The organism is Rhodoligotrophos sp. CJ14 (assembly GCF_038811545.1).
Classification (GTDB): Bacteria; Pseudomonadota; Alphaproteobacteria; order Rhizobiales; family Im1; genus Rhodoligotrophos; species Rhodoligotrophos ferricapiens.
On record NZ_CP133319.1, the window covers coordinates 1,147,091 to 1,171,342 of the forward strand.

Annotated in this window: 25 protein-coding genes and 1 riboswitch; of the genes, 13 read left to right on the forward strand and 12 right to left on the reverse strand. The window is 62.7% G+C overall.

Translation table 11 applies throughout. From position 1 onward, the window contains the following. Positions 1–27 precede the first annotated feature (27 nt). The 10 genes from RCF49_RS05275 (at position 28) to RCF49_RS05320 (ending at position 10,228) form a co-directional block, all read left to right on the forward strand. Entirely contained in the window at positions 28–1,011 is a 984-nt protein-coding gene (locus RCF49_RS05275; protein ID WP_342642993.1) for an MBL fold metallo-hydrolase, read from the forward strand. A 56-nt stretch (positions 1,012–1,067) separates the two neighbouring features. Next, entirely contained in the window at positions 1,068–2,201 is a 1,134-nt protein-coding gene (locus RCF49_RS05280) for a PA0069 family radical SAM protein (protein WP_342642994.1), read from the forward strand. 318 nt (positions 2,202–2,519) lie between these two features. After that, on the forward strand, positions 2,520–3,266 hold the full coding sequence (locus RCF49_RS05285) for a ribonuclease HII (protein WP_342642995.1): 747 nt from the start codon (positions 2,520–2,522) through the stop codon (positions 3,264–3,266). 132 nt (positions 3,267–3,398) lie between these two features. Next, entirely contained in the window at positions 3,399–4,505 is a 1,107-nt protein-coding gene (locus tag RCF49_RS05290) for a site-specific DNA-methyltransferase (RefSeq protein ID WP_342642996.1), read from the forward strand. A gap of 103 nt (positions 4,506–4,608) precedes the next feature. Further along, positions 4,609–4,697, forward strand: a riboswitch (glycine riboswitch). A gap of 174 nt (positions 4,698–4,871) precedes the next feature. Beyond that, the gene (gene gcvT, locus RCF49_RS05295; RefSeq protein WP_342642997.1) at positions 4,872–6,023 is read left to right on the forward strand and encodes a glycine cleavage system aminomethyltransferase GcvT; all 1,152 of its coding nucleotides are present in this window, start codon (positions 4,872–4,874) and stop codon (positions 6,021–6,023) included. A 25-nt stretch (positions 6,024–6,048) separates the two neighbouring features. After that, complete coding sequence (gene gcvH, locus RCF49_RS05300; protein WP_342642998.1) at positions 6,049–6,426, forward strand: glycine cleavage system protein GcvH; 378 nt, start codon at positions 6,049–6,051, stop codon at positions 6,424–6,426. Further along, positions 6,426–7,772 carry an aminomethyl-transferring glycine dehydrogenase subunit GcvPA gene (gcvPA, locus tag RCF49_RS05305; protein WP_342642999.1) on the forward strand — a complete coding sequence of 449 codons (1,347 nt, stop codon included), beginning with the start codon at positions 6,426–6,428 and terminating at the stop codon, positions 7,770–7,772. Before gcvH ends, gcvPA begins: the two co-directional genes overlap by 1 nt. After that, positions 7,769–9,343 carry an aminomethyl-transferring glycine dehydrogenase subunit GcvPB gene (gene gcvPB, locus RCF49_RS05310; protein WP_342643000.1) on the forward strand — a complete coding sequence of 525 codons (1,575 nt, stop codon included), beginning with the start codon at positions 7,769–7,771 and terminating at the stop codon, positions 9,341–9,343. Before gcvPA ends, gcvPB begins: the two co-directional genes overlap by 4 nt. An 83-nt stretch (positions 9,344–9,426) precedes the next feature. Beyond that, entirely contained in the window at positions 9,427–9,804 is a 378-nt protein-coding gene (locus RCF49_RS05315; RefSeq protein ID WP_342643001.1) for a hypothetical protein, read from the forward strand. Positions 9,805–9,844: 40 nt separating this feature from the next. Further along, a complete protein-coding gene (locus RCF49_RS05320; protein WP_342643002.1) occupies positions 9,845–10,228 on the forward strand; it encodes a hypothetical protein in 384 nt (127 codons plus the stop codon). A gap of 191 nt (positions 10,229–10,419) precedes the next feature. Here RCF49_RS05320 and RCF49_RS05325 read toward each other — a convergent pair whose 3' ends face one another. From RCF49_RS05325 to RCF49_RS05360, 8 genes are all read right to left on the reverse strand, one after another. After that, entirely contained in the window at positions 10,420–10,905 is a 486-nt protein-coding gene (locus tag RCF49_RS05325; protein ID WP_342643003.1) for an ATP F0F1 synthase subunit B, read from the reverse strand. A 2-nt stretch (positions 10,906–10,907) separates the two neighbouring features. Next, positions 10,908–11,402: an ATP F0F1 synthase subunit B gene (locus tag RCF49_RS05330; RefSeq protein ID WP_342643004.1), complete on the reverse strand. Its 495-nt coding sequence runs from the start codon at positions 11,400–11,402 to the stop codon at positions 10,908–10,910. A 130-nt stretch (positions 11,403–11,532) separates the two neighbouring features. Beyond that, a complete protein-coding gene (locus RCF49_RS05335; protein WP_137390060.1) occupies positions 11,533–11,760 on the reverse strand; it encodes a F0F1 ATP synthase subunit C in 228 nt (75 codons plus the stop codon). 24 nt (positions 11,761–11,784) lie between these two features. Next, the gene (locus RCF49_RS05340; RefSeq protein WP_342644126.1) at positions 11,785–12,495 is read right to left on the reverse strand and encodes a F0F1 ATP synthase subunit A; all 711 of its coding nucleotides are present in this window, start codon (positions 12,493–12,495) and stop codon (positions 11,785–11,787) included. Positions 12,496–12,602: 107 nt separating this feature from the next. Further along, the gene (locus tag RCF49_RS05345) at positions 12,603–12,980 is read right to left on the reverse strand and encodes an AtpZ/AtpI family protein (RefSeq protein ID WP_342643005.1); all 378 of its coding nucleotides are present in this window, start codon (positions 12,978–12,980) and stop codon (positions 12,603–12,605) included. A gap of 410 nt (positions 12,981–13,390) precedes the next feature. Then, positions 13,391–16,849 carry a chromosome segregation protein SMC gene (smc, locus tag RCF49_RS05350; protein WP_342643006.1) on the reverse strand — a complete coding sequence of 1,153 codons (3,459 nt, stop codon included), beginning with the start codon at positions 16,847–16,849 and terminating at the stop codon, positions 13,391–13,393. Between the two features lie 55 nt (positions 16,850–16,904). Next, on the reverse strand, positions 16,905–17,561 hold the full coding sequence (locus RCF49_RS05355) for a DsbA family protein (RefSeq protein WP_342643007.1): 657 nt from the start codon (positions 17,559–17,561) through the stop codon (positions 16,905–16,907). A 106-nt stretch (positions 17,562–17,667) separates the two neighbouring features. Further along, on the reverse strand, positions 17,668–18,183 hold the full coding sequence (locus tag RCF49_RS05360) for a DUF721 domain-containing protein (protein ID WP_342643008.1): 516 nt from the start codon (positions 18,181–18,183) through the stop codon (positions 17,668–17,670). 104 nt (positions 18,184–18,287) lie between these two features. On the opposite strand from RCF49_RS05360, the gene mutY reads away from it, so the two are divergent. The 3 genes from mutY (at position 18,288) to rnhA (ending at position 20,909) form a co-directional block, all read left to right on the forward strand. Further along, complete coding sequence (mutY, locus tag RCF49_RS05365) at positions 18,288–19,352, forward strand: A/G-specific adenine glycosylase (RefSeq protein ID WP_432807390.1); 1,065 nt, start codon at positions 18,288–18,290, stop codon at positions 19,350–19,352. Between the two features lie 108 nt (positions 19,353–19,460). Continuing rightward, positions 19,461–20,429, forward strand: coding sequence for a 4-hydroxy-3-methylbut-2-enyl diphosphate reductase (ispH, locus tag RCF49_RS05370; RefSeq protein ID WP_342643010.1), 969 nt, complete (start codon positions 19,461–19,463; stop codon positions 20,427–20,429). 18 nt (positions 20,430–20,447) lie between these two features. Further along, positions 20,448–20,909 carry a ribonuclease HI gene (gene rnhA, locus RCF49_RS05375; RefSeq protein ID WP_342643011.1) on the forward strand — a complete coding sequence of 154 codons (462 nt, stop codon included), beginning with the start codon at positions 20,448–20,450 and terminating at the stop codon, positions 20,907–20,909. A gap of 9 nt (positions 20,910–20,918) precedes the next feature. On the opposite strand, the gene RCF49_RS05380 is transcribed toward rnhA, so the two are convergent. The 4 genes from RCF49_RS05380 to RCF49_RS05395 all read right to left on the reverse strand — a co-directional run bounded on the left by RCF49_RS05380 (position 20,919) and on the right by RCF49_RS05395 (position 24,226). Then, the gene (locus tag RCF49_RS05380) at positions 20,919–21,575 is read right to left on the reverse strand and encodes a LysE family translocator (protein ID WP_342643012.1); all 657 of its coding nucleotides are present in this window, start codon (positions 21,573–21,575) and stop codon (positions 20,919–20,921) included. 70 nt (positions 21,576–21,645) lie between these two features. Next, on the reverse strand, positions 21,646–22,728 hold the full coding sequence (locus tag RCF49_RS05385) for an FUSC family protein (protein WP_342644127.1): 1,083 nt from the start codon (positions 22,726–22,728) through the stop codon (positions 21,646–21,648). 59 nt (positions 22,729–22,787) lie between these two features. Beyond that, positions 22,788–23,273, reverse strand: a complete 486-nt coding sequence (locus RCF49_RS05390) for a peroxiredoxin (RefSeq protein ID WP_342643013.1) — start codon at positions 23,271–23,273, stop codon at positions 22,788–22,790. A gap of 110 nt (positions 23,274–23,383) precedes the next feature. Further along, positions 23,384–24,226 (reverse strand): protein-disulfide reductase DsbD domain-containing protein, encoded by an 843-nt coding sequence (locus tag RCF49_RS05395; RefSeq protein WP_342643014.1) that lies wholly within the window; start codon positions 24,224–24,226, stop codon positions 23,384–23,386. Positions 24,227–24,252 lie beyond the last annotated feature (26 nt).

Consider the following 24,252-nt stretch of genomic DNA (forward strand, 5'->3'; position numbering starts at 1 on the left):
AATGCCAAACCTTCACGGGAGGACAGGATGATCAATAGCTTTATCATGAACCGCCGTGCCGCTCTCGCAGGCTCTTTTGGCCTCGCGGCAGGCCAGCTCGCGATTGGAGGAACCGTGACCCCGGCACTCGCCGCCGCCCCGCAGAAAGGCATTGCGACACCCGAGATCAACCGGGTCAAGCTTGGCCAGTTCGAGATCACGAGCATTTTGGATGGCTCGGTTGTGGCGCAAGGCCCACACCCGACCTTTGGGGAGAATGTTGATGCGGCAGAGGTTGCTGCTCTACTCGAGAAGAACTTCCTTCCGAGCGATAGGATGCGCAACAGCTTCACGCCAGTGGTGGTAAACACCGGTCGGGAGATCGTCGTCTTTGACACCGGCAATGGCGCCGCCCGGCGGCCGGATGCCGGCAATTTCGTGCAAGCCTTGGTCGGCTCGGGCATCTCTCCGGGCGAGGTCGATCTGGTCGTGATAACCCATTGTCACGGCGATCACATTGGCGGCCTCGTGGAAAATGGCGAGCCTGCCTTTCCCAATGCTCGCTACGCTATCGGCGAGAAGGAATTTGCATTCTGGACCTCACCCGATCGTGCTTCGGGTCCGACCGCTAATGCCGCTGCCCTTGTTCAAAAGAACGTTGTTCCCCTCAAGGACAAGATGACATTCCTCAAGCAGGGCGACGAGGTGATTCCAGGCATTTCGACCATCGAGGCGTTCGGCCACACGCCCGGCCATCTCGCCTTCAATATCGAGAGCGAGGGCCGGAGGCTGGTGCTGACGGCCGACACGGCCAATCACTATGTCGCCTCCCTTCAGCGCCCGGATTGGAATGTGCGCTTCGATATGGACAAGGAGGCCGCCATCGCCACCCGCCGCAAGATCTTCGACATGATTGCCGCCGACCGGGTCCCATTCATTGGCTATCACATGCCCTTCCCGGCAGTCGGCTATGTCGAGAAAACGGCTGAGGGCTATCGCTATGTTCCGGCGACCTATCAGCTGACCCTCTAGTTCGGCGCCCATCGAATGTTCTTGATTTGTTCCAACGCTTGTCCTAGCTTTGGAACATGGCGACGGTCATCAACCATAAGCATCGCGCAGCACAGCTCTCCTCGTCAGAAGGGCTGGTCGGAACGGCGCTTCCGGGACAGGAGCGGGGCCGCGGCGCGCGCTCGAACGAGTCGGGTCGCTTCGAGCGCCTTTCCCGACTTTTTGCCGATGATGGTTGGCAGGCTTTCGAGGATCTGCCGAAGCTTCGCACCTCGGTTATCTCGGAGAAGCCGAAGACGATCATCACACGCAACGACAGTCCGGACATTTCCTTTGATCAGTCGATCAATCCTTATCAGGGCTGTGAGCATGGCTGCGCCTACTGCTACGCGCGCCCGAGCCATGCCTATTGGGGATTGTCACCCGGCCTCGACTTCGAAACCAAGCTCTTTGCCAAGACCAATGCCGCGGAGCTCCTTCGCCGGGAACTCTCGGACCCCCGCTACGTGCCGAAGATGATTGCGCTCGGGGCGAACACGGACCCATATCAGCCGGTGGAGCGGCAATATCGGATCACTCGGCAAATTCTCGAGGTGCTTGCCGAGTTCAACCATCCCGTAGGCATCGTCACCAAATCCGCCTTGGTTCTGCGGGATCTGGACATTCTGCAGCCCATGGCCGAGCGCAATCTGGTGCGGGTGGCGATTTCAGTGACCAGTCTCGATGCGAAACTGTCACGCAGCATGGAGCCGCGGGCATCGACACCGCAGAAGCGGCTGCAGGCGCTCGAGATGCTGAGCGCCGCCGGGGTTTCGACGACAGTGATGCTCGCGCCCCTCGTCCCTTCGGTGAACGATCATGAGATTGAGGCCATTCTCGGCGCCGCAGCCGCGGCCGGCGTGACACACGCGGGTTACGTGCTGCTCCGGCTACCCCGCGAGGTAACCCTGATTTTCCAGGAATGGCTAGAGACCGAAATGCCTGATCGGGCCAGGCGCGTAATGTCACTGATACGCTCCATGCGGGGTGGCAAGGACTATGAATCAACATGGGGGCTGCGGCAGAAGGGATCCGGCCCCTATGCCTGGACCATCGGCCGCAGGTTCGAGCTTGCCTGTGGAAAACTCGGCCTCAACCGGGAGAGGCAGCGAATGGATCTCAGTCAGTTTTCAAGGCCCGCTCGCCCCGGAGACCAGCTCGCCTTGTTTTGAGACACCTGCGGCCGGGGAGCACCGTCTCAGAGTTTGAGTCAAGAACCGGCCGCAACTTGTGCATCCAGGCGAAATTTAATGGCCGGCTTCGATGACAGCCAGGCGACTGCCGCCGGGAAAATGCCGCGGCAACGCGGGCGTCTTTGCCACTTCGAATTCCGCATCCCATCTTGGTCTCACACCGGATTTGAAAAATTGAGTCACGGCTGTGGTCTTGGCCGCTGACATGTCAAGGAAATCCCCGCCGGCCATGCCTGGACGAGTGCGGCCGAAATGGCCCGCTCCCGTCCGGGTTGCATCCGTTCGGCAGGCTTTGTCGTGACTGACTGGCAATCTGCCATCATCGAGGCCAGCAAATGCCTTGCGCCCTCCCCTTCTCTTTGCGACACCTGCCCTATGGCCGGTGGCGATTCGATCGAGATGGTGATCAGCTGCGAGCGCGAGCGCGAAATCCGTGCGCGCGGGCTCTGGCCGGTCGCGGGCATTGATGAAGCCGGCCGCGGTCCATGGGCAGGGCCGGTGGTGGCCGCCGCCGTCATTCTTGATCTCGAGAACATTCCTAAGGGCATCGACGATTCCAAGAAGCTCACGCCCGAACGTCGGGCCGCGCTCTATGAGGAAATCACCGCCACTGCCTGTTGGGCGGTCGGCATTGCCGATGTGGAGCGGATTGAGCGCGACAACCTTCACTATGCTACCCTCTGGGCCATGCGCGAGGCCTGTTCGGGGCTGGCATTGAGCCCCGCCTATGTCCTGGTCGATGGCAAGTTCTGCCCCCCGCTGCCCTGCGAGGCCATGGCGATTGTCGATGGCGATGCACTCTCATTGTCGATTGCAGCGGCATCGATCATCGCCAAGGTGACCCGCGATCGCATGATGGAAGAGCTCGCAAGGGCCTGGCCCGGATATGGCTTCGAGCGCCATAAGGGCTATGGCACTCCGGAGCATCGCGCCGCGCTCACCCTCCTGGGCCCGACGCCGCATCATCGGCGCCGCTTCGCTTCGGTGCGCGCGGTTCTGGGGGAAGAACCCCAAGAAATGTTGCCGGCCCTGGACCTCCTCTAGAGCAGTAACCTTTCATTAAACTTAATGAGTTATCAATCGCTTAGCTCGAAATCGTCAGGTCGCAATTAAAGCAAATTTTACAGGCCGCGCGCCAATCTCCGAACCCAGTGATCAGAGCACAAGGGTTCAGAGATGGGCACCACCGCCGCCATACGCAGCCGTTCCGCCGTCAATCAGGTTCTCGTCGGCGACTGCCTGGAGCAACTGGCCAAGCTGCCCGCCAAATCTGTTGATGCGGTCTTCGCAGATCCACCCTACAACCTGCAGCTCCGTGGCGAGCTTCTCCGTCCCGACAACTCACGGGTCAACGGCGTTGACGCCGACTGGGACCGCTTCACGGGCTTCGAGCAATATGATCAGTTCACCCGGGCTTGGCTCAGCGAGTGCCGCCGTGTGATGAAGGACACCGCCACCCTTTGGGTGATCGGCAGCTATCATAACATTTTCCGCATCGGCACAGCCCTGCAGGATATGGGCTTCTGGGTTCTGAACGACGTGGTCTGGCGCAAGACCAACCCGATGCCGAACTTCCGTGGCAAGCGCTTCACCAATGCGCACGAGACGATGATCTGGGCAGCGAAGAGCGCCGATCAGAAGCGCTATACGTTCAACTACGAAGCCATGAAGGCGCTGAACGACGATCTCCAGATGCGCTCTGACTGGCTCCTGCCCATTTGCAACGGCAGCGAGAGACTGAAGGATCAGAACGGCGACAAGCTGCATCCGACCCAGAAGCCGGAAGCATTGCTGCACCGGGTGATCCTCGCATCCACCAATCCCGGCGACACCATTCTCGACCCCTTCTTCGGAACCGGAACCACCGGCGTGGTGGCCAAGAGGCTCAGCCGCAACTTCATCGGCATTGAGCAAGACCAGACTTACGCGAAGGCGGCTCGTGAGCGTATCGCTGCCACGACACCGGCCGAGCCGGAAGCGGTCCGTGTCTCGACCGGCCGCCGGGCCGAACCGCGGATCCCTTTCGGCACCCTGGTCGAGCGCGGCCTCATCGCGCCGGGCACGGTGCTGTTCGACCCCGCCCGGCGCCATGCCGCCAAGGTCAGGGCCGATGGAACTTTGGTTGCAAAGGATGCGACCGGCTCGATTCACAAGATCGGCGCCCATGTGCAGGGGGTCGAAGCCTGCAATGGCTGGACCTTCTGGCACTTGGTCAACGGTGCGACAATGGTGCCCATCGATATGATGCGCCAGAGACTGCGCGCCGAAATGATGTCTGCCTGACGTAGCCGTCTCGGGGCATAAGCGGGAGCCCTTGACAGGCCACTTTCCCCTGCTACCCTGCGCGCGATTACGACATGTCGTACCGCGAGGACGACATGACATGCCTGCCTCAGCGGGAGAGACCGGCGCAAGGCCGGAGCCGAAGGAGCAACCGCCCCGGAAACTCTCAGGCAAAAGGACCGATGAGGCGAGAGCAACTCTGGAAAGCAGCAGCCGCCTGAGCGGCTGCTCACCGATGGGGTAAGCTTCGGACCGATCGCTTCATCAGAGTGATCGACGAAGTGAAATCTCTCAGGTTTCGAGACAGAGGGGGCGCAGCCGGACACGATGTCGGGCGTCGTACCTCTGTAAGGACCGAGAGAGATTATGGCTCAGAACGAAGACACTTCCCCTCCCCGTCCAACGCCGCTTCTCGCGCTGCATGAACGGCTCGGCGGCCGCATCGTGTCCTTCGCGGGCTACGCTCTCCCCGTCCAATATCCGACCGGCATCATGGCCGAGCATCTCTGGACCCGCGAGCATGCCGGCCTGTTCGATGTCTCGCATATGGGCCAGGCCGAACTGACGGCCCCCTTCGAGGTGGCCGAGGCCTTCGAGCAGCTCGTTCCGGGCGATGTCGCGAGCCTTGCGGAAAATCACATCCGCTACACGCAGCTCACGACGGCCGAGGGTGGAATCATTGATGACCTGATGGTCACCCGCCTGGCTGCCAGAGACGGCAAGGAGCGGCTGTTTCTCGTGGTCAATGCCGCGCGCAAGGATGTGGACTTCCCCCATATTGCCCAGAGCTTGGCTGGCGCCGCAACCTTGGCCCCGATCGCGGATCGCGCGCTGCTCGCCCTGCAGGGGCCAACGGCGGCCGACGTTCTGCTGCCCTATGTTCCCGGCATCGAAACCCTGAGCTTCATGAATGCCCTGGAGACACAATTCTCCGGCCATCACGGTATCGAAGGCGATGTGATCGTCAGCCGCTCCGGCTATACCGGCGAGGACGGCTTCGAGATCTCCCTCGCGGCAGGGCTTGCGGAGCGTTTTGCCGAGAGCCTGCTGGCTAACCCGGAGGTAAAGCCCATCGGACTCGGCGCCCGTGACAGCCTGCGCCTGGAGGCGGGCCTGTGCCTCTACGGCCAGGATATTGACGAAACCACGAGCCCGGTTGAGGCCGGCCTCACTTGGTCCATTGGCAAGCGCCGCCGCGAGCGTGGCGGCTTCCCGGGCTATGAGCGCATCGCGCAGGAGCTCGCGAACAAGCCGTCCCGGCGCCTGGTCGGCCTCAAGCTCGAGGGCCGCGCGCCGGCGCGCCAGGGTGCAACCATCACCTCCGCCGATGGCACCCCAATCGGCCAGGTTACATCCGGCGGCTTCAGCCCGAGCCTCGGCCAGCCCATTGCGCTTGGCTACGTGGATATCGCCCATGCGGCGCCCGACACCGCCGTATCAATCATTGTGCGCGACAAGCCCTTGGCCGCCCAAGTGGTCCGGTTGCCCTTTGTTCCCCATCGTTATGTCCGGCGCTGACGTCGGACCCTTCTGAGGACAGGACATGAGCACTGTAAAGTTTACCCAAGAGCATGAATGGGTCCGCGTCGACGGCGATGTCGCGACCGTTGGCATCACCCAATATGCTCAGGAGCAGCTGGGCGATGTCGTATTTGTCGAACTGCCCCCGGTTGGAAAATCCCTCAAGCAGAGCGGCGAGGCTGCAGTGGTCGAATCGGTGAAGGCGGCGAGCGATGTCTATGCGCCGCTTACCGGCGAGGTGGTTGAAGTGAATTCGGCGCTCGAATCGGAACCCGCCCTCATCAACCAGGATCCCGAGGGTAAGGGCTGGTTCTTCAAGATCCGGCTGACTGTGGCTGCCGAGCTCGACGGCCTGATGGATGCCGACGCCTATAAGGCCTTTGTTGAGGAGCAGCACTGATGCGGTATTTGCCGCTCAACAGCGATGATCGCAAGGCAATGCTCAAGACCATCGGGGTTTCCTCGGTGGACGAGCTTTATGCCGACGTGCCCGCCCGTGCCCGGATCGAAGGCCTGGTCGATCTTCCTCGGCGCGCTAGCGAAATGGAGGTGGAGCGCACGCTGGGGCGAATGGCGGCGAAGAACATGGCTGCAGGTCAGGTGCCCTTTTTCGTCGGCGCCGGCGCCTACAAGCACCACGTGCCCGCGACCGTCGACCATCTGATCCAGCGGTCGGAATTCCTCACCTCCTACACGCCCTATCAGCCCGAGATATCGCAAGGTACCCTGCAATATCTCTTCGAATTCCAGACGCAGGTGGCTCTGCTCACCGGCATGGAAGTGGCCAATGCCTCCATGTATGACGGCTCGACCGGCTGCGGTGAGGCGGTCCTCATGGCCGAGCGGGTGACCCGGCGCAGCAAGGCCATTCTCTCCGGCGGGCTTCATCCGCAATATCGGGCAGTCGTTGACAATCTCAGCCGCTTCGGCGGCTCCGGCGTCATCGCCCTGCCGAGCGCCATCACCGATCGCGAGGACATTGCCGCCCATATCGACGACGAGACGGCTTGCGTTGTCGTGCAAACCCCCAATGTCTTTGGTGAGGTCATCGATCTCGCACCGATTGCCGAGGCAGCCCATGCCAAGGGCGCGCTGCTGATTGCGGTAGTGACCGAAGTGGTCTCGCTCGGCGCGCTGAAATCCCCCGGGGAGATGGGTGCCGATATCGTGGTTGCCGAGGGCCAGTCCTTGGGCGTCGGGCTCAACTTCGGTGGTCCCTATGTCGGGCTGTTCGCCACCCGCGAGAAATTCCTGCGCCAGATGCCGGGGCGCCTCTGCGGCGAGACGGTGGATGCCCACGGCCGGCGCGGCTTCGTGCTCACCCTGTCCACCCGCGAGCAGCATATCCGCCGCGAAAAGGCAACCAGCAATATCTGCACCAATTCCGGCCTGTGCTGCCTGGCTTTCACCATCCATCTCTCCCTCCTGGGCGAGGAAGGCTTCCGCCGGCTGGCCGCGCTAAACCACCACAATGCCTGCCTCCTGGCAGATGCCTTGGGCGGCGTGAGAGGCGTTGAAGTCCTCAACCGCAGCTTCTTCAACGAATTCACCATCCGCACCCCGCGCCCTGGCGCCGAGGTCATCGCAGCCCTTGCCGATCGCGGCATTCTGGGTGGTGTTCCCGTCTCCAGGCTGCGTCCATCCGAGAAGGCCATGCACGACCAGATCATCGTGGCGGCAACCGAGGTGAACACGGATGCGGATCGCGCCGCCTACAAGGCCGCGCTGAGTGAGGTATTGGCATGATGAACCGAGAGGGTCGCCCCACCACGCCGGCAGCCGATGCCGCTGCCATTGGCGATCAGATTGAGACCTTCACCGGCAATCGCGGCCTCGAGATCGAGGAGCCGCTGCTGTTCGAGATTGGCGGTCGCGAGAAGAGCGGCGTTGATATCGATCTGCCGGAAAAACCGGAGAACCGGCTCGGCAAAATGGCCCGCGGTGGTGAGATCGGCCTTGCCGGCCTCTCCGAACCCGAGGCCATGCGCCATTACGTTCGCCTCTCGCGGCGCAACTACGCGATCGACCTCGGTGTCTATCCGCTTGGCTCGTGCACCATGAAGCACAACCCGCGCCTCAATGAGCGCATGGCGCGCCTGCCGGGCTTTGCCGACATTCACCCCCTGCAGCCTGAGAGTACCGTCCAGGGGGCGCTGGAGCTGATCGATACCCTGGCCCATTGGTTGAAGACGCTCACCGGCATGCCTGCCGTGGCTATGAGCCCCAAGGCCGGTGCCCATGGCGAGCTCTGTGGCATGATGGCGATCCGCGCAGCCCTGGAAGCACGTGGCGACAAGCGCTCCATCGTGCTCGTGCCGGAATCTGCTCATGGCACCAACCCGGCAACCGCGACCTATCTCGGCTATACCGTTCAGCCGATCCCGGCGCGCGCTGACGGCACGGTCGATCCGGAAGAGGTCAAGCGCCATCTCACCCCGGAAGTTGCCGCGATCATGCTCACCAATCCCAATACGTGCGGATTGTTTGAGCGCGATGTGATCGCGATCGCCGACGCGGTACACGCCGCCGGCGCCTTCTTCTACTGCGACGGGGCCAATTTCAACGCGATCGTCGGCAAGGCTCGGCCCGGCGATCTCGGTGTTGATGCCATGCACATCAACCTGCACAAGACCTTCTCGACCCCCCATGGCGGCGGCGGACCCGGTGCCGGCCCTGTCGTGCTGTCCGAGGCCTTGGCGCCCTTTGCCCCCTTGCCCTTCATCGTTCACGGCAAGGACGGGTTCCGGCTTGTCGAGACCGAGCAGGACCCGGACGCAGGCCAGGCCTTCGGCCGCATGACAGCCTTCCATGGTCAGATGGGCATGTACGTCCGCGCTCTGAGCTACATGCTGAGCCATGGCAGCGATGGTCTGAGGCAGGCCTCCGAGGACGCTGTTCTCAATGCGAATTACGTCCGCGCAGGCCTCGAGGATCTGATGAGCTTGCCTTTCGGCAAGCGGCCTTCGATGCATGAGGTTCTGTTCGATGACAGCTTCCTCAAAGGCACTGGCGTGACCACCCTCGACTTCGCCAAAGCGATGATCGACGAAGGCTTCCATCCCATGACGGTCTATTTCCCGCTCGTGGTGCATGGGGCGATGCTGATCGAGCCGACAGAATCGGAATCGCGCGCAAGCCTTGACCAGTTCGTATCGGCCCTGCGTAACCTCGTTGAGGCGGCAAAGTCGGGCGACAAGAGCCGATTTACCGGCGCGCCCTACCTCACTCCGGTCGGACGGCTCGACGAGACCCGTGCGGCCCGCCAGCCGGTGCTGCGCTGGCGCGAGCCGCGGCTGCATCGCGACGCGGCCGAATAAGCTCAGGCGGCGGACAGCTGCCGCCTTCGTGACATTTTCTCCGGCGATACACGCCACTTTAGGTTGTATCGCCGGACAGTGTTATGCCCAAACTCCCCCTCTATTCCGATGCTGGCAACGCCGGCCTCTCGAAATTTCCCAAGCTGTCGACCCCGCAGATTTCAGATGTCTTCTCGCACCTTATTAATCAGATCGAGACTGCGGGATCGGCCAGGAATGGCCTTGCCGCAAGCCCCAAGCAGTTGAACAAGATTGCGGGCCTCGCCACGGACCTGCAGCGCGAGCTCGCCTGGGCGCCCTTCCATTTCAAGCCGCACCCATCCCCGCAATTGGCCGTAGAGGATTCTCTGGCCAAAGCTCAGCGCGCGCTGGACACGGTCAAGAGCCAGCTGAATGCCTCAGCCCTGTCCAAGCACCCAGCCCCGGTCAATGCCCCTTGCCGTGGCTCATCAAGCGGCTGAGAGCAGCAAGGGACACTGGACCGAGGCCACGATTGCTCGAATGGATGAGCACATCGGAAAGACGCTCCACCAAACCCAAATGCAGCTCCAGGATCTTCACTCGGTTGCCGCGAGCGATCCCTCTCTGGTCAAGCACCTGGCGCCATTTGCGCTTCAGGAACAGCGTCAGTCGATCAGCAATCTCCTTCGCGACCTTCCGCAAGGCACACAGCTCTCCCACGACACCCCCATGCCCGCGTCCCTCGCCGAGGCAAATCTGCACCGCGCGCATCAGAATGTGGAAGCACTCAAGCATGGCCTCGACGCCTTTCCACTGGACCAATCCCCCAGCGAGTGGCAACGGCCGCTTGCAGAGCTCCACAATCACGCCGAAGCGGCCAAGATCCACTGGTCTTTGGCCAACGATCTTCTGAACATGCAATGAGCAGCTAAAGCATTTTCGAGCGAAATGGATACCGGTTCGCGTCGAGGAAATGCGACCAAGCAAGAGCGTGAGACGCGGTTTCACGATACAAGGAGAGCGGAAACGCTCTGAGTCTTCGAGTGCTCTCGCAAAGAAAAAGGCGCCCACAGGGGCGCCCTTTTCGCAACGCGAAAGCTGTAATTTGCGAGTGCTTAGTGCAGCTTCGCCGGCAGCGCCTGAATGCTCTCGTCCACCAGCTTCGCCGATTGCGGTCCTTTGACCGCACTGGCGAGAACATGGCCCGCGGCGGTCACGGCAAGATCGGCAGCCGCCGCCCGGACGTCCTTGACGGCCTGATCTTCAGCCTGCTTGATCTTCATCTCCGCCAGGGTGCGCCGACGCTCCAGGAGCTCATCGAGCTTCTTACGCGTCTCCTCGGCGAGAACCTTGGCATCCTCGCGGGCCAGCGCCACGATATCGGCGGCCTCTTTCTCCGCCTCGCGCTGCTTGCGCTGAGCTTCCGCCAGCATCGCCTGCGCTTCTTCCCGCAACCGCTGCGCCTGCGTCAGCTCATCTCGAATATTCGCGGCGCGCTTGTCCAGGGTATCGGTCACTTTCCGGTGCACGCCGAGATAGCCAAGCAGCGCGACGAACACCACGAAGGAGACGAGGACCCAGAATTCCGGTGTCGTGAGCATGCTCAGGCCTTTCCTGCGCGTCCGGCGCTCTCAACCGCAGCCGCCACGACCGGACGATCAACGGTGATCCCGCTGAGGCGCTCGATGATGTCGCCCGCGGTATCGACGGCCACGTCCTTGATCTCCGCCAGCGCCTTGTTGCGCATCTCGGAGATCCGCGTCTCGGCAGCCGACAGCTTCTCTTCGAGTTCCGCCTCGACCGCCTTGCGGATTGTCTCCAATTCCGCAGTGGTCGCATCGCGCTTTTCCTGGTGGATGGTATGGGCCTTGGCCCGCGCCTCCGCCAACGAGGTCTGATAGACCTCCGTGCTGCGCTCCGCGTCCCGGCGCAACCGGTCTGCCTCGTCGAGATCGCCGGCAATCCGGTTGGTACGCTGCTCGATGACGCCCCCGACCTTCGGAAGCGCAAACCAAGACATGATGAAGTAGAGCGCGACGAAGGTAATCGCCAGCCAGATGATCTGGGAGGGTACCGTCGCGAATTCAAACTGTGGCATCGTCACGCCTTGCAGTCAGCGGCCACCAAACGGTGCGGCGGCCAGAATTCGAATTCCTCGATGCCGACGAAGAGGGACCACGAAGGCCCCTCGAGCCGGTCAGCCAATCGGTTCGCGAATTGCGGCCGTCTTAGAACACGAACAGGATGATCAGCGCCACCACCAGGCCGAACAGACCGGTCGCTTCCGCCAGGGCGAAGCCCAAGAGCAGGTTGGCGAACTGACCGGGGGCAGCGGCCGGGTTGCGCAACGCACCCTGGAGGTAGTTGCCGAAGATCATGCCGATGCCGAGACCAGCACCCACCAGAGCGATCGAGGCAAGGCCCGCGCCGATAAACTTTGCTGCTTCCGCGTCCATTATAGAAACTCCTCAGACTTATGATTAGTGATGCATGTTGATGGCGTCGTTCAGGTAGATGCAGGTCAGCACCGCGAACACATAGGCTTGCAGGAAGGCCACCAGGAACTCGAGCCCGGTGATACCGACCATGACAAGCAGCGGCAGCCAGCCCGCAAGCACGCCCATTCCCACCACGAACGCGCCAAATACCTTGAGCATGGTGTGGCCGGCGAGCATGTTGGCGAAAAGACGAACCGAGAGGCTGATCGGGCGCGTGAAGTAGGAGATCACTTCGATCACCACCAGCAGCGGCAGCAATACTGCTGGCACGCCGGAGGGAACGAACAGCTTGAGATAGCCGGCGCCATGCTTGGCGAAGCCCACGAGCGTCGCCACGATGAACACCGTGAGCGCCAGAGCGAAGGTCACGCTCAGATGGCTGGTCACGGTGAAGGAATAGGGGACCATCCCGAGCATGTTGGTGGTCAGGATGAAGATGAAGAGCGTAAAGATGAACGGGAAGAACGGCCGCCCGCCTTCGCCCACGGTGCTGCGCATCATGTTGGCGACGAACTCATAGGCGATCTCGGCGACCGACTGCAGCCGCCCCGGCACGAGCCTTGCGGCCGGCGCGAGCATGATGAGGCTCGCCACGATGACGGCGATCACCATCCACAGGCTTGAATTGGTGAAATCCGCATTCAGATGACCGAGCGAGATCTTGGCCAGCGGCGAGATCTCGAACTGATGCATGGGGTCGATATGGAGCCCCCCGGCTTCGGTCGGATTCGTCGCGGCGTGCTCCGTCAATCCTCCACCAACGTCCTGCGCAGCCACCAGCCAGCTCCTGTCCTGCTCGATCAGGGCCCAGACTGATTTCTGTCGCCCCGATTCGTTTCGTCACTTTGGTTGCGCGCAAGCTCTGCCTGCTGCCGGGCCGCTTCGACACGGGCCGCCCGCATCACGTTCATGATGCCGGCCGCAGCGCCCAGCGGCAGAAACAGCAAAAGCATCCACGGCCTGGTTCCAAGCCATTTATCCAGGTACCAACCGAAACCAAAGCCTACCGCGACAGCCACCGCCATTTCGGTGGCCACACGAATGCCGAAGTCATAGGAACTCCTCCGGCGGCTTGGCTCCTGTTCCCGAGCCTGAATGGATGCTCGCGCGCGTTCGAGACGTTCCGTGAAGTCGTTGGACCGACCGGACGTTTGATCCCTTGGTTCATCGTCCACCACAGACCTCTCGATGACCTCGCCAGAGGAGTGCCCGCCCCCCGGAAAGTCGCGCGCAAGATAGAGATGGCTTTACGCCCTGTCAAGCACAGCCGGATAGGTCGCAAGTGACTGAAACTGCTAGTTGATTTCCTCCACAACCATCAGCTTCGCCACCATCCTGCCTCGGAGATGACATTGCAGCGCCAAAACAAGCTGCCAGAGGCGCCCCGCGATCGGAATAATTGCGAAAGGAATTGGGTAGTGATTCACATCTTGCTGGATCCCGAGAATGCACAGGACTCTTCTGGATCCGACGATGCACGGTTCCGGCGGGAGGCTCCGCCTTGGGAGCTTTACGAGGCTGATTTTGAGCCGACAAGCACCTTCGACGCCCTGTGGTAGGGGCCACCTTGAGAAAGCGGCATGATGCCTCAGCCCGCTTCGCGCAGGGCCTCTGCCGCTTCAAGATCAACCGAGACCAGCTGACTGACCCCGCGCTCCATCATGGTCACGCCGAACAATCGATGCATGCGCGCCATGGTCACGGGGTGATGAGTGATCACCAGGAAGCGCGTCTCGGCCCGGGTGAGCATGGCGTCCAACAGATTGCAGAATCGCTCCACATTCGCGTCGTCGAGCGGTGCATCCACCTCGTCCATCACACAGATGGGCGAGGGATTGGTGAGGAACACTGCAAAGATGAGCGCAACCGCCGTTAAGGCTTGCTCGCCCCCCGACAGCAGCGACAGGACTTGCGGCCGTTTGCCCGGCGGATTGGCGATGATTTCGAGGCCGGCTTCTAGCGGGTCATCCGATTCGACCAGCCGCAATTCTGCCTGCCCGCCGCCGAACAGGGTCGTGAACAGATCCTGGAAATTGGCGTTGACCGCGTCGAACGCCTCGAGAAGCCGCTGGCGGCCTTCACGATTGAGGCTTTGGATGGCCTGACGCAGCTTGGTGATGGCTTCGACCACATCGTTCCGCTCGGTCACGAGGCTCGCAAGCTGCGCATCAACTGCCTGCGCCTCCTCTTCGGCCCGCAGATTGACCCCGCCGAGCCGCTCGCGATCGGCTCTGAGCTGTTGAAGCCTATCGGCAATCTCTTTTGGCGGTGGGAGTTCGGCGACTGAGCTCACTCCCGCTGCCTTTAGGGCGCCAGCTGGCTCGCTATCGAGCGCATCGATGATCCTGAGCCTCGCATCTTCGACGCGGGCCCGGGCGGCATCGAGCACCGCCTGCTTGCGGGCATGCTGCTCCCGCGCGGCAGCAAGAGCCTCGGCAGCCCGGCGCAATTGAACTTCCACGTCGCGCCGGCGGTTTTCCGCCCGCTCCAGCTCCGTCCGAGCGGACCGTTCCTGGTTTTCCGCATCGGTCAGAACGGTCAGCAGCTTACGGCGCCTTTCCTCGATCCGCGCCGGCACCGCCGCGAGCTCCGCCTGAGCTTCCCGCACCTTGGCTGCGCGCTCTGTCAAAAGCCTGATCTGGCTGGCTGCCTTCTCGGTTCGCGCCCGCCAGGCGTCCCGCTCCTTGCCGAGCGACTGCAGCCGATCGGCGCGAAGGCGCGCTTCCCGTTCGAGAGCACCATGCCTTGCCCGTGCCTCTGTATGCTGCGCGCGCGCCTCGGCCAGCGCCGCCCGCAATCGGTCGAGCTCGGCTTTGAGCGCATCGGGCATCTCCAACTGCGCGAGCTCCGCAGCTGTGCTGCCGATCGCACCGGCCATTTCGTCCCGCTCGCCGGCAAGCCGCGCTCTCGTTTGCTCCAGCGAATCGAGTTTGGCATTGCGCTCTGCCATGCGCCGCTCGAGGCTCGCGAGCTCGTTGCGCTTGGCCTCTGCCTCACGCTGGGTGACACGAAGCCTCTCGCGCCCGTTCTTCTCCTGGGTGAGCAGCGCATCGAGCGCCTTACGCGCGGCTTCGAACGCAGCCCTTGCTGCTCCCGCTCTTTGTTCGGCCTCTGCAGCGCTCTCTGTCAGGCTGGCGAGCCGGTTGCGCTCGGCAAGCCTGACCGCGGCGGCCGACGGCGCCTTGGCCAGTTTCGTATAGCCATCCCAGCGCCAGAGATCACCCTGACGGGAGACAAGACACTGCCCCGGCTTGAGCAGAGGCTGCAATCGCGCCCCCTCGCCTGCCTCCACGATGCCGATCGCGCCGAGACTGCGCCCCATCGCCTCTGGTGCAGCCACATGTGCTGCAAGCGGCTCCGCCCCCTCCGGCAAGGCTGCAGCCTCCTCCAGACGGGGCAAGTTGGCCCAATGGACCGGTGCGGCCGTATCTGCCGCGGCATCGAGATCCTCGCCATAGGCCGCAGCGAGCGCCTGCTCGAAGCCGGGCTCGACCTTCACCGCATCGAGCATTGGCGGCCACAGCTCGCCATCACTCACCTTGAGGAGCTTGGTGAGCGTTCGAACCTCCGTAGACAGCGTGTCGGCCTTGCGCCGCGCCTCATCATAGCTCGAACGCCGGTCGGCTTCCTCCTGACGCGCGGCACGAACCCGTTCTTCCAGGTTCCGCACCGACTGTTCGGCCGTTTCGATCGCTTTGGAAAGCGCCGCATGGGCGCCCGATAGGACCTCGAACCGCTCTGCCTCTTGATCATCGGCCCTGAGCTGTGCCAGCCGCGCCTCCGCCTCATCATGCTCGCGGGCAAGACGCATAGCCCTGGCCTTGAGCTCCGCGAGCCGCCGATCGAGCGCTGAACGCCGGGCGACGCATTCGGAATGGCGCGAGGCTGCCTGGTCTGATGCCTCTTGCGCCGAGGTCATCTGCGCTGCTGCCAGCGAGAGCTGGGCTGCCGCCTGCGTCCGCTGCGCATCATCCGTTCCTGCCGCCTGGCGCAGGCCCTCCTCTTCGGCAGCCAGACGCGCCAGCACCGCATCGCTGTCGTCCACAAGCTCCTGCTCGCGATGCAGGTCCTGCTCGATTTGCTTGAGCTGGCTCCTTAGGTCCTGCTGCCGGGCCTCGTTACGGGCCTCCTCCGCCTTGAGCTCACTCTGCTCGACCCGCAGCCGCTGCACCACCGCGGCCCGCACCGTGACCGCATCCCTGAGCTCCGGCAGCACCGCTTCGGCCTCGGCCTGTGTCCTCTCTGCCGCTGAATGGGCAGCGGTGGCCTCTCCGAGCGTCGTGAGCGCCTGCCGTAGGCAACGCTCTTCCTCGGCGGCGCGGTCCTGCGCTTCTGCCCAGGCGCGATAGAGCACGGCTGCCTCGAGCCTCCGGATCTCCGCTGACAGCAGCCGATAGCGCTGCGCCTGCCTCGCCTGGCGTTTGAGCGCGGCGAGCTGCGTCTCCAATTGCCCGATCACGTCATCGAGCCGCGTCAGATTGGCCTCGGCACCATTGAGCCTCAGCTCTGCCTCATGCCGCCGCGTGTAGAGCCCGGTGATGCCAGCCGCCTCCTCGAGAATGCGCCGCCGCGACTCGGGCCGCGCATTGATCAGCTCGCTGACCTGCCCCTGCCGCACCAAGGCCGGCGAGCGGGCACCGGTCGATGCATCGGCAAACAGAAGCTGGACGTCTCGCGCCCGCACCTCGCGCCCGTTGATCTTGTAATCGGAGCCGCTCTGCCGCTCGATGCGCCGGGTGACCTCGATGACATCACTGTCATTGAAGGAGACGGGAGCGCGCCTTTCGCTATTGTCCAGCGTGAGCGTCACCTCAGCCATATTTCGGGGCGGGCGCCTGGTGGTTCCGGAAAAGATCACGTCATCCATGCCGGACGCGCGCATATTCTTATGCGAGCTTTCGCCCATCACCCAGCGCAGGGCTTCCAGCAGGTTGGATTTTCCGCAGCCATTCGGCCCCACCACCCCGGTGAGGCCAGGCTCTATAAGGAGTTCCGTCGGCTCGACGAAGGATTTGAAGCCGACCAGCCTGAGCCGCGAAAATCTCATGGCCGAGATCCCGGCTGGGATATTCCAGCAGCGCTGCCCCTTGCTGGATCATCCATCAGGTCGGCGCAGCCTCCTTGATCAGGGCCTCGAAATCGGCAAGAGGGCGATTGCCCTTGAGGATCTTTCCATTGACAAAGAAGGTCGGGGTGGAATCGACGCCGAACTCCTTGGTGGCGCGCTGGCTGGTATCGATGAGGCCTTTGGCGATCTCCTCGTTCTTCAGGCATTCATCGAACTGCGTCTGGGTCATGCCGCTGAGCTTGGCAATATTGAACAGCTCCTGACGGGCGTTCTGATTGGCCCACTGCTTCTGCTGCTCGAACAGCATTTCGACCATTGGAATGAACTTGTCCTTCGGCACGCAGCGCGCCACCATGGCCGCAGCCAGAGCCAGATCGTCGAAAGGCATCTCGCGGAAGATGAATTTCACCTTGCCCGTATCGATGTATTTTTCCTTGAGCTGAGGAAAGGTCTCGGTCGCAAAGGCCGCGCAGTGGGGGCAAGTGAGCGATGCGTATTCGACGATGGTGACCGGCGCCTGATCAGAGCCGAGGACCACATCGCCCAGCGGGCCGGCCTGCGCCAGAGCCTCTGGCGACGGATCCGCCCGGGCATCCGCCACGTCCATGATCGCGCTGAGCGTTCCGCCGGCAAACAGCGCAACTCCCGCCAGAGCGCTCCCAATGATCACGGACCGACGATCTGTTTTCATCTTCTCATCCCTATCGATTCTATCTTGCCACGATTCGGGCAGAGCTTAGGCTCGCCACATCGCGCATTCGAGCAGGAAACTGGCCCTCTCGCGGCAAAACCGGAAATCACGGTTTCGTGGCAGCATTCTGGCGCCGCTGCAAGATCCCGCGCCCCAGCCTTTTGAGTGCCTGGCGCAATCGGTCATCGGCGATTTCCGCAACATGTGCCTCGACCTCCTGCACGGCGTCTGCCGGCAGCGGAGCCTCCTTTGCCTCGGGCGGAGTGATCAGCAGGTTGGGATCCTGCACCAGCTTCACCTTGGCGATCGCCCCATAGCCGTAATAACTGTTGATACGCTCGATCAGCCGTGGCGTCTCATGCTGGATCATGAGCCCATGGCCCGCTGCAACCCTGAGGATGAGTGTGCCACCTTGTTTCGACAGCTTGGCACTCGCGCCCGCAGCCTCGCTCTGGTTTGCACGCGCCCTGGGCCAGCGGATCCGCTCCGGCAGCGAGCAGCGGGCAAGATCGGGACCGGCGATCTCCGGCCAGCAGGCCAGGATCTCGCCATAGGCGAAGCCATGATGGGCGAAGATCTTGGCCGTCACCGGCTCGAGGTGCTTCCAGATCGGCTTGGCCATGGTCAATGCCGCATGGCTGGTGATATGTGCAATATAAAGCGCATGTGTGGAGCGGAATATAGGCTGTGCGCCAGAAGCTGACCAGCGGAGCCTCGGTCTCGATTATGCCCCATGACGGGGAAGTCGCAGCGAAGCTGAGCGATGCACTGCTCGCGTGGTATGATCGCCATCGCCGCCATCTCCCCTGGCGCGCAGCCCCGGGCACGCGTCCCGATCCCTATAAGGTCTGGCTCAGCGAAATCATGCTGCAGCAGACCACGGTGGCCGCCGCCGGCAGCTATTTTCTGCGCTTCATCGAAAAATGGCCCCGGATTGTCGATCTTGCCGCAGCCCCCCTGGATGAGGTCCTCAAGGCCTGGGCCGGGCTTGGCTATTATGCTCGCGCGCGGAACCTGCACAAATGTGCCAACGTCATCGCAAGCCGGTATGCTGGTGAATTTCCGCGCGATTTCGCCGAGCTGAAAGCACTGCCCGGCATCGGCGATTATACAGCCGGAGCCATTGCCGCCATCGCCTTCGGTCAGCCTCATCCCGCCGTTGACGGCAATGTGGAGCGGGTCATGGCGCGCATGTTCGCCGTCGAGGAGCCACTGCCCGATGCGAAGCCAATCCTTAAGTCATTGGCAGCTGGTCTCGTTCCGCGCCAGCGCCCAGGCGATTTCGCCCAAGCATTGATGGATCTCGGGGCGACGATCTGCGCACCGCGCAAGGCAAACTGCCTGATCTGTCCATGGAGCGACCGCTGCAAGTCTCGAGCGCTCGGCATAGCGGAAACCTTGCCCCGCAAGCGCGCAAAGCTTGCCCGCCCCACCAGACACGGCACCGCCTTCCTGATCACCCGCAACGATGGCGCCGTGCTCCTGCGTCGCAGGCCCGAACGTGGGCTGCTCGGCGGCATGCTCGAGGTCCCCTCGACACCGTGGGAAGCAACCCCGTCCCCGATCCCGCAGAATCACGTGCCGTTGCGCGCGAAATGGCGCGAACTCCCAGGGCAGGTTGAGCACACCTTCACCCATTTTCACCTGATCTTGGAGGTTTGGCTAACTGAGGATGAACTGGGCTCGCCCTTGCCGGACGAAAATTATCGCTGGGTGCCGCGCACCGAATTCGCGAGCGAAGCGCTCCCCAGTGTCATGCGCAAGGTGCTCGCCCATGCCTTGGACAGCTAACGCTCCAATCACGCTGACCAGATGTTGGACCGGCCCCTCCCTTGACATTGCAGGCCTCACCTCCCCTATATGGCCTGAAACTCTAGCCTCCGCGGAGACAGCTGCGCGATGTCCGCTTCCGAAAAACAGCCGCTGACCATTCTGATGGGAGCCCCGCGCGGTTTCTGCGCAGGCGTGGTCCGCGCGATCGAGATCGTCGAGCTGGCGTTGGAGCGCTATGGCGCACCGGTCTATGTCCGCCACGAGATCGTGCACAACCGTTATGTGGTTGAGGATCTGGAGCGCAAGGGCGCGATCTTCATCGAAGAGCTCGACGAGCTTCCCGATGGCGACCGGCCGGTCATATTCTCCGCCCATGGCGTGCCCAAAGCGGTGCCGGAAGCGGCCCGCAGGCGCAATCTGTTCTATCTCGATGCCACCTGTCCGCTGGTTTCCAAGGTCCATATGGAGGCCGAGCGCCATCACGAGCGCGGCCTGCAGATCGTGATGATCGGCCATGCGGGCCATCCCGAGGTGATCGGCACCATGGGGCAGCTGCCCGACGGCGCCATCATCCTGGTTGAGACCCCCGAGGAAGCGGAAAGCTTCCTGCCGCGCGATCCCGACAAGCTCGCCTATATCACCCAGACGACGCTTTCCGTAGACGACACCAAAGATATCGTCGAGATCCTGCACCGCCGTTTTCCAACCATCGTCGGGCCGCATAAGGCGGACATCTGCTATGCCACCACCAACCGCCAGGAGGTGGTGAAGGAGATGGCGCCCCGTTGCGACATGCTGCTCGTCGTGGGTGCGCCGAACAGCTCGAATTCGCAGCGCCTGGTCGAGGTCGCGAAGAAGAGCGGCTGCTCCAAATCCATGCTGGTCCAACGCGCGGGCGATATCGACTGGTCCTTGGTGGAAGGCATCCGCACCCTCGGTGTCACCGCCGGCGCGTCCGCGCCGGAAGTGCTGGTCGAGGAGGTCGTCTCGGCTTTCCGCGAGCGCTTCGCTGTCGCGGTCGAGGTGATCGAGACGCGCAAGGAGAACGTCTCCTTCAAACTGCCCCGCGAGTTGCGTCAGGCCGTGGCGCAGTAGGGCCGAAAATACCAGCTTATGGCCGCTTCACGGGTGGAGATTTTTACAGACGGCGCTTGCTCCGGCAACCCGGGACCGGGCGGCTGGGGTGTAGTCATGCGCTATGGCGGCATCGAGAAGGAGCTCTCGGGCGGCGAGCCAGAAACCACCAACAACCGCATGGAGCTGACCGCGGCGATCGAAGCCTTGTCGGCCTTGAAGCGGCCCTGCGCGGTCGATCTCTACACGGATTCGAATTACGTGCGCGATGGCATCATGAAGTGGATCCATCGCTGGCGCACCAATGGCTGGAAGACCTCTGATGGCAAGCCGGTCAAGAATGCCGAGCTATGGCAGCGCCTGGCGGATGCGCTGTCCCTCCACGACGTGACCTGGCACTGGGTCAAGGGGCATGCGGGCCACCCCGAGAATGAGCGGGCTGACGCTTTGGCCCGAGCGGCTCTCGCCCCCTATCGGCGCAAGCCCGCATCAATGTCCTGACCTGCGCCCTTACCGGCTCGCAAGCTGCGGCAGCAGCGACAGAATGAGCAGGGCTGCAAGGCTCATGTTGAAGATCCGAAAGGCGCGCGCCGTCTTGAGCAGCCGTGCAGCGCCAATGCCGGTCAGCGTCCAGAATGCAAGGCTCGGGACGGTGACCAGCCCGAATATGATGGCAAGCACCACGACCTGCACGAGGATGTGGGACCCGTCCGGGTTGGTGAAGGTCGCCACCGCGCTCAAGCACACGATCCATGCCTTCGGATTGACCCACTGGAACAGCGCCGCCTGCAGGAAGGACAGAGGCCTTCCTGAACTCGGCCGCTGGTCTGGTGCGGACCAGTCTTGCTTTTCGGACGGACGTGTCTCGACCGCCGGCCCCGCGGTGGCGATTCGATAGGCGAGCCACAGGAGATAGCCCGCGCCGATCCACTTCATCACATCGTGGATCACCGGATAGGCCTTGAAGAGATCTCCCGCCCCCAGCGCGACTGCGACCAGCATGAGGGGAAAGCCGATGGTGACGCCGATGATATGCGGCATGGTTCGGCTAAAGCCGAAATTGGCACCCGAGGCGGCCACCATCGTGTTGTTGGGCCCTGGCGAACCGCTCATCGAGGCCGCAAAGCCGGTGGCAGAAACGAGCCAGGCAAATAGGTCAGCATCCATGACCTTATTTGCAACCGGGGCGCTGCCGCTGTAAAGGGCATAGTGGGCCGTTCAGCGATAGGCGATCGCCCTACTCAAGCGCAGCTCTCCGCGCTGCAAAATCTGCCACCCGACCGGCCATATCGCGGGCATCCTTGGTGAACTGATCGAATGCGAAACTCAGTACCGCAAGGCGGGCTGCCATGGACGGGCTGGGTGACTCCGACCGGCGATGCCGCCCCTGCCCGGCTTTGAACCGATCGACCGCCTTGCTGTAGCCATCCAATGCTGGCGGCTGAGTCCGATCCCGGAGAGATCTGCCCATGTCGCGCAGCAATGCCGCCCCGTGCTCCATCACCGCATCCACGGCATCGGCGATATCGGCGGGCATGGGATCGGGCGGTCCCGGGCTTGCGGCAACACGCCCGATGATGATGAGATCAGAGCGGAGCCGGTTCACGGTTCGCACCATCGGTTCGGCATCGGGCCCGCCGCTCAGATGGTGGTCGCGTTCGCGCTTGGCCTCATCCATCGTACCGTCAAGCTTGCGAAGCGCCTGCCGGAGAGCCGCATGCTGCCTTTGCACGGCCGCAAGATCAAGATGCCCGCTAATTCCGGTGCCGAGCAGGACCACCAGATCGGCGAGCTGGTCAAGGACGCTGCTGGTTGTATCTGCAACCTGCTGGTGGGCGCGTGCGGGCAGAAACACCACTGCCACGATCATCCCCACGACGTCCCCCAGCGCGATCTCGAGCACCCGGTCCAGGGCGGACGTCACCGGATCGAGATGGCTGGGGCTCAGCAGCACGATCATTGCCGTCACCGGCGCGATTCGAAAGCTTGGCTTGAGTGCCGCGATGAAACCGAGCGGCAGCAGCGCTGCCCCGATCGCAACCCCCGTGCCGAATGTCGTATCATGCGGAATAAGGACCGCCGCAACCGCGCCGGCGGCCGCACCGGCAAGCGTGCCGATGAACCGGTCGATCGCAAATTTGATGGTTCCGCCGACACTGGCCTGCACCACCAGGACTGCGGTGACCACCGCCCAGAAGCCCTGCGGCAAACCCAGCCAGACCACCAGGAGATAGGTAGCAACTCCCGCGACCGTTGCCCTCAACGCGAAGCGGGCCTCGGCTTCATAGCGGGCAAACTCCATCAGCCGCGCCCGTACCATTATTCTCACGCACCAGACACCGGCTCGCCGATCGGGCGAGCGAGCCGGCAGCAATGCCGTCAGAGAACGGCGAGAATGGCCTCGGCACCGCTTTCGGTGGCTTCACCGGCTTGCGGCTCGACATGAAGCGCCTTCACCACCCCATTCTCGACGACCATCGCGTAGCGCTTGGAACGCATCCCCAGGCCGAAGCCTGAGCCATCGAGCTCGAGTCCGATCTTCTTTGTGAAGTCGGCATTCCCGTCGGCGAGGAACTGGATCTTGCCATCCGCCCCGGTGGTCTTGGCCCAGGCATCAAGCACGAAGGCATCATTGACCGCAATGCACGCGATCGCGTCGACACCTTTCGCCTTGATCTCATCAGCATGCCTGACGAACCCCGGCAGATGCTTGAGATGACAGGTCGGCGTGAACGCCCCCGGCACCGCGAACACCACAACCTTGCGGCCGTCGAAAATCTCGCCCGTCTTGTATTGCTTTACACCGTCCGGGGTCACCGCTGTGAAAGTCGCGTCCGGCAGACGCTCGCCAACTTGAATGGTCATACCTGTTCCCCTGATTGCATTTGCGACGACAGCTAGAGCATACCGCGCCGCCTAGTGACAACGGTCGGACAAAAGCGACAACGCACTAGCATGCCGATGAAGCGCAGAGGCTATTCCACCTGAAGCTTACGCGCGAGCGCCTTTTTGCCCTGCACCGCCGTGATCGTGAGCGCGCCGACCGCTTTGTCCCTGGCCAGAGCCCCCGCTTCGATCGGGATTCGAAATTCGCGCAAATCCTGCTTGGTGGCGACCTGTTCTGGCGCGCCAAAGCCTGCGCCCGATCGTTCGCTCTCGACGAAGATCTCGATCGGCGTATCGGCGTCTATCGTTTTGAGCGTGACCTTGAGCGCGGGCTCTGCCGTGCTGTCATCGAGCGCTAGCCCAGCAATATCAAGCCCATCCACCTGCGCTTGTGGCACCATGGCCTCGAATCGCCTCAGGCTGTCGATACCCTCATTATCCCGGCCGGCCGCATCGGTCTCAACCTGCACATCCGCCTGCACCGGTACGCAGATCTCTCGGCAAACCGCGTAAAAGAGCGACAGAGAAAGCTTCACCGGCTCGTCGGAGTTCTTCGGCCACACGGAAACGGGAAAGACCACCTCGTCACGATAGCCGTAAATGGTCTCACCATGCTCGGTGAAACGCTGGGGTACCGGCCACTTGATCTCCGCCTTCTCCAAGTTTCTGGATCGCGACCAGTCGAAGCTCGGCGGTATGCCCGAATCACCCGGTGTGCGCCAATAAGTCTTCCAGCCGGGCTTCAGCTTGATCTGCACACCGGCGGTAATATCCGCGGATTTGCCATCCCGCTCTGCGAGGATGAGCTTCACTGTGCCATGCTGTGTCGCAACTGTTTCGAGACCCGATCGGGTATCCAACGCGTTGACCGTCTCAGGGGTAGTGAGAAGCCAGCCCGTCGCCGCGAAGGCGATCATTGCCCCTGACTTCATGGTTACCCATCTTCTGAGCATGCGGC

Excerpts from the sequence above, each read along its gene's own strand:
- RCF49_RS05280 (WP_342642994.1), top strand. The coding sequence starts at position 1,068 with ATGGCGACGGTCATCAACCATAAGCATCGCGCAGCACAGCTCTCCTCG.
- mutY (WP_432807390.1), top strand. The coding sequence starts at position 18,288 with ATGCCCCATGACGGGGAAGTCGCAGCGAAGCTGAGCGATGCACTGCTC.
- smc (WP_342643006.1), bottom strand. The coding sequence starts at position 16,849 with ATGAGATTTTCGCGGCTCAGGCTGGTCGGCTTCAAATCCTTCGTCGAG.
- RCF49_RS05360 (WP_342643008.1), bottom strand. The coding sequence starts at position 18,183 with ATGGCCAAGCCGATCTGGAAGCACCTCGAGCCGGTGACGGCCAAGATC.
- RCF49_RS05355 (WP_342643007.1), bottom strand. The coding sequence starts at position 17,561 with ATGAAAACAGATCGTCGGTCCGTGATCATTGGGAGCGCTCTGGCGGGA.
- RCF49_RS05340 (WP_342644126.1), bottom strand. The coding sequence starts at position 12,495 with ATGCATCAGTTCGAGATCTCGCCGCTGGCCAAGATCTCGCTCGGTCAT.
- gcvPB (WP_342643000.1), top strand. The coding sequence starts at position 7,769 with ATGATGAACCGAGAGGGTCGCCCCACCACGCCGGCAGCCGATGCCGCT.
- gcvPA (WP_342642999.1), top strand. The coding sequence starts at position 6,426 with ATGCGGTATTTGCCGCTCAACAGCGATGATCGCAAGGCAATGCTCAAG.
- RCF49_RS05395 (WP_342643014.1), bottom strand. The coding sequence starts at position 24,226 with ATGAAGTCAGGGGCAATGATCGCCTTCGCGGCGACGGGCTGGCTTCTC.
- RCF49_RS05385 (WP_342644127.1), bottom strand. The coding sequence starts at position 22,728 with ATGGTACGGGCGCGGCTGATGGAGTTTGCCCGCTATGAAGCCGAGGCC.
- RCF49_RS05315 (WP_342643001.1), top strand. The coding sequence starts at position 9,427 with ATGCCCAAACTCCCCCTCTATTCCGATGCTGGCAACGCCGGCCTCTCG.
- rnhA (WP_342643011.1), top strand. The coding sequence starts at position 20,448 with ATGGCCGCTTCACGGGTGGAGATTTTTACAGACGGCGCTTGCTCCGGC.
- RCF49_RS05330 (WP_342643004.1), bottom strand. The coding sequence starts at position 11,402 with ATGCCACAGTTTGAATTCGCGACGGTACCCTCCCAGATCATCTGGCTG.
- gcvH (WP_342642998.1), top strand. The coding sequence starts at position 6,049 with ATGAGCACTGTAAAGTTTACCCAAGAGCATGAATGGGTCCGCGTCGAC.
- gcvT (WP_342642997.1), top strand. The coding sequence starts at position 4,872 with ATGGCTCAGAACGAAGACACTTCCCCTCCCCGTCCAACGCCGCTTCTC.
- RCF49_RS05325 (WP_342643003.1), bottom strand. The coding sequence starts at position 10,905 with ATGCTCACGACACCGGAATTCTGGGTCCTCGTCTCCTTCGTGGTGTTC.
- RCF49_RS05275 (WP_342642993.1), top strand. The coding sequence starts at position 28 with ATGATCAATAGCTTTATCATGAACCGCCGTGCCGCTCTCGCAGGCTCT.
- RCF49_RS05290 (WP_342642996.1), top strand. The coding sequence starts at position 3,399 with ATGGGCACCACCGCCGCCATACGCAGCCGTTCCGCCGTCAATCAGGTT.
- RCF49_RS05380 (WP_342643012.1), bottom strand. The coding sequence starts at position 21,575 with ATGGATGCTGACCTATTTGCCTGGCTCGTTTCTGCCACCGGCTTTGCG.
- RCF49_RS05335 (WP_137390060.1), bottom strand. The coding sequence starts at position 11,760 with ATGGACGCGGAAGCAGCAAAGTTTATCGGCGCGGGCCTTGCCTCGATC.
- ispH (WP_342643010.1), top strand. The coding sequence starts at position 19,461 with ATGTCCGCTTCCGAAAAACAGCCGCTGACCATTCTGATGGGAGCCCCG.
- RCF49_RS05320 (WP_342643002.1), top strand. The coding sequence starts at position 9,845 with ATGGATGAGCACATCGGAAAGACGCTCCACCAAACCCAAATGCAGCTC.
- RCF49_RS05390 (WP_342643013.1), bottom strand. The coding sequence starts at position 23,273 with ATGACCATTCAAGTTGGCGAGCGTCTGCCGGACGCGACTTTCACAGCG.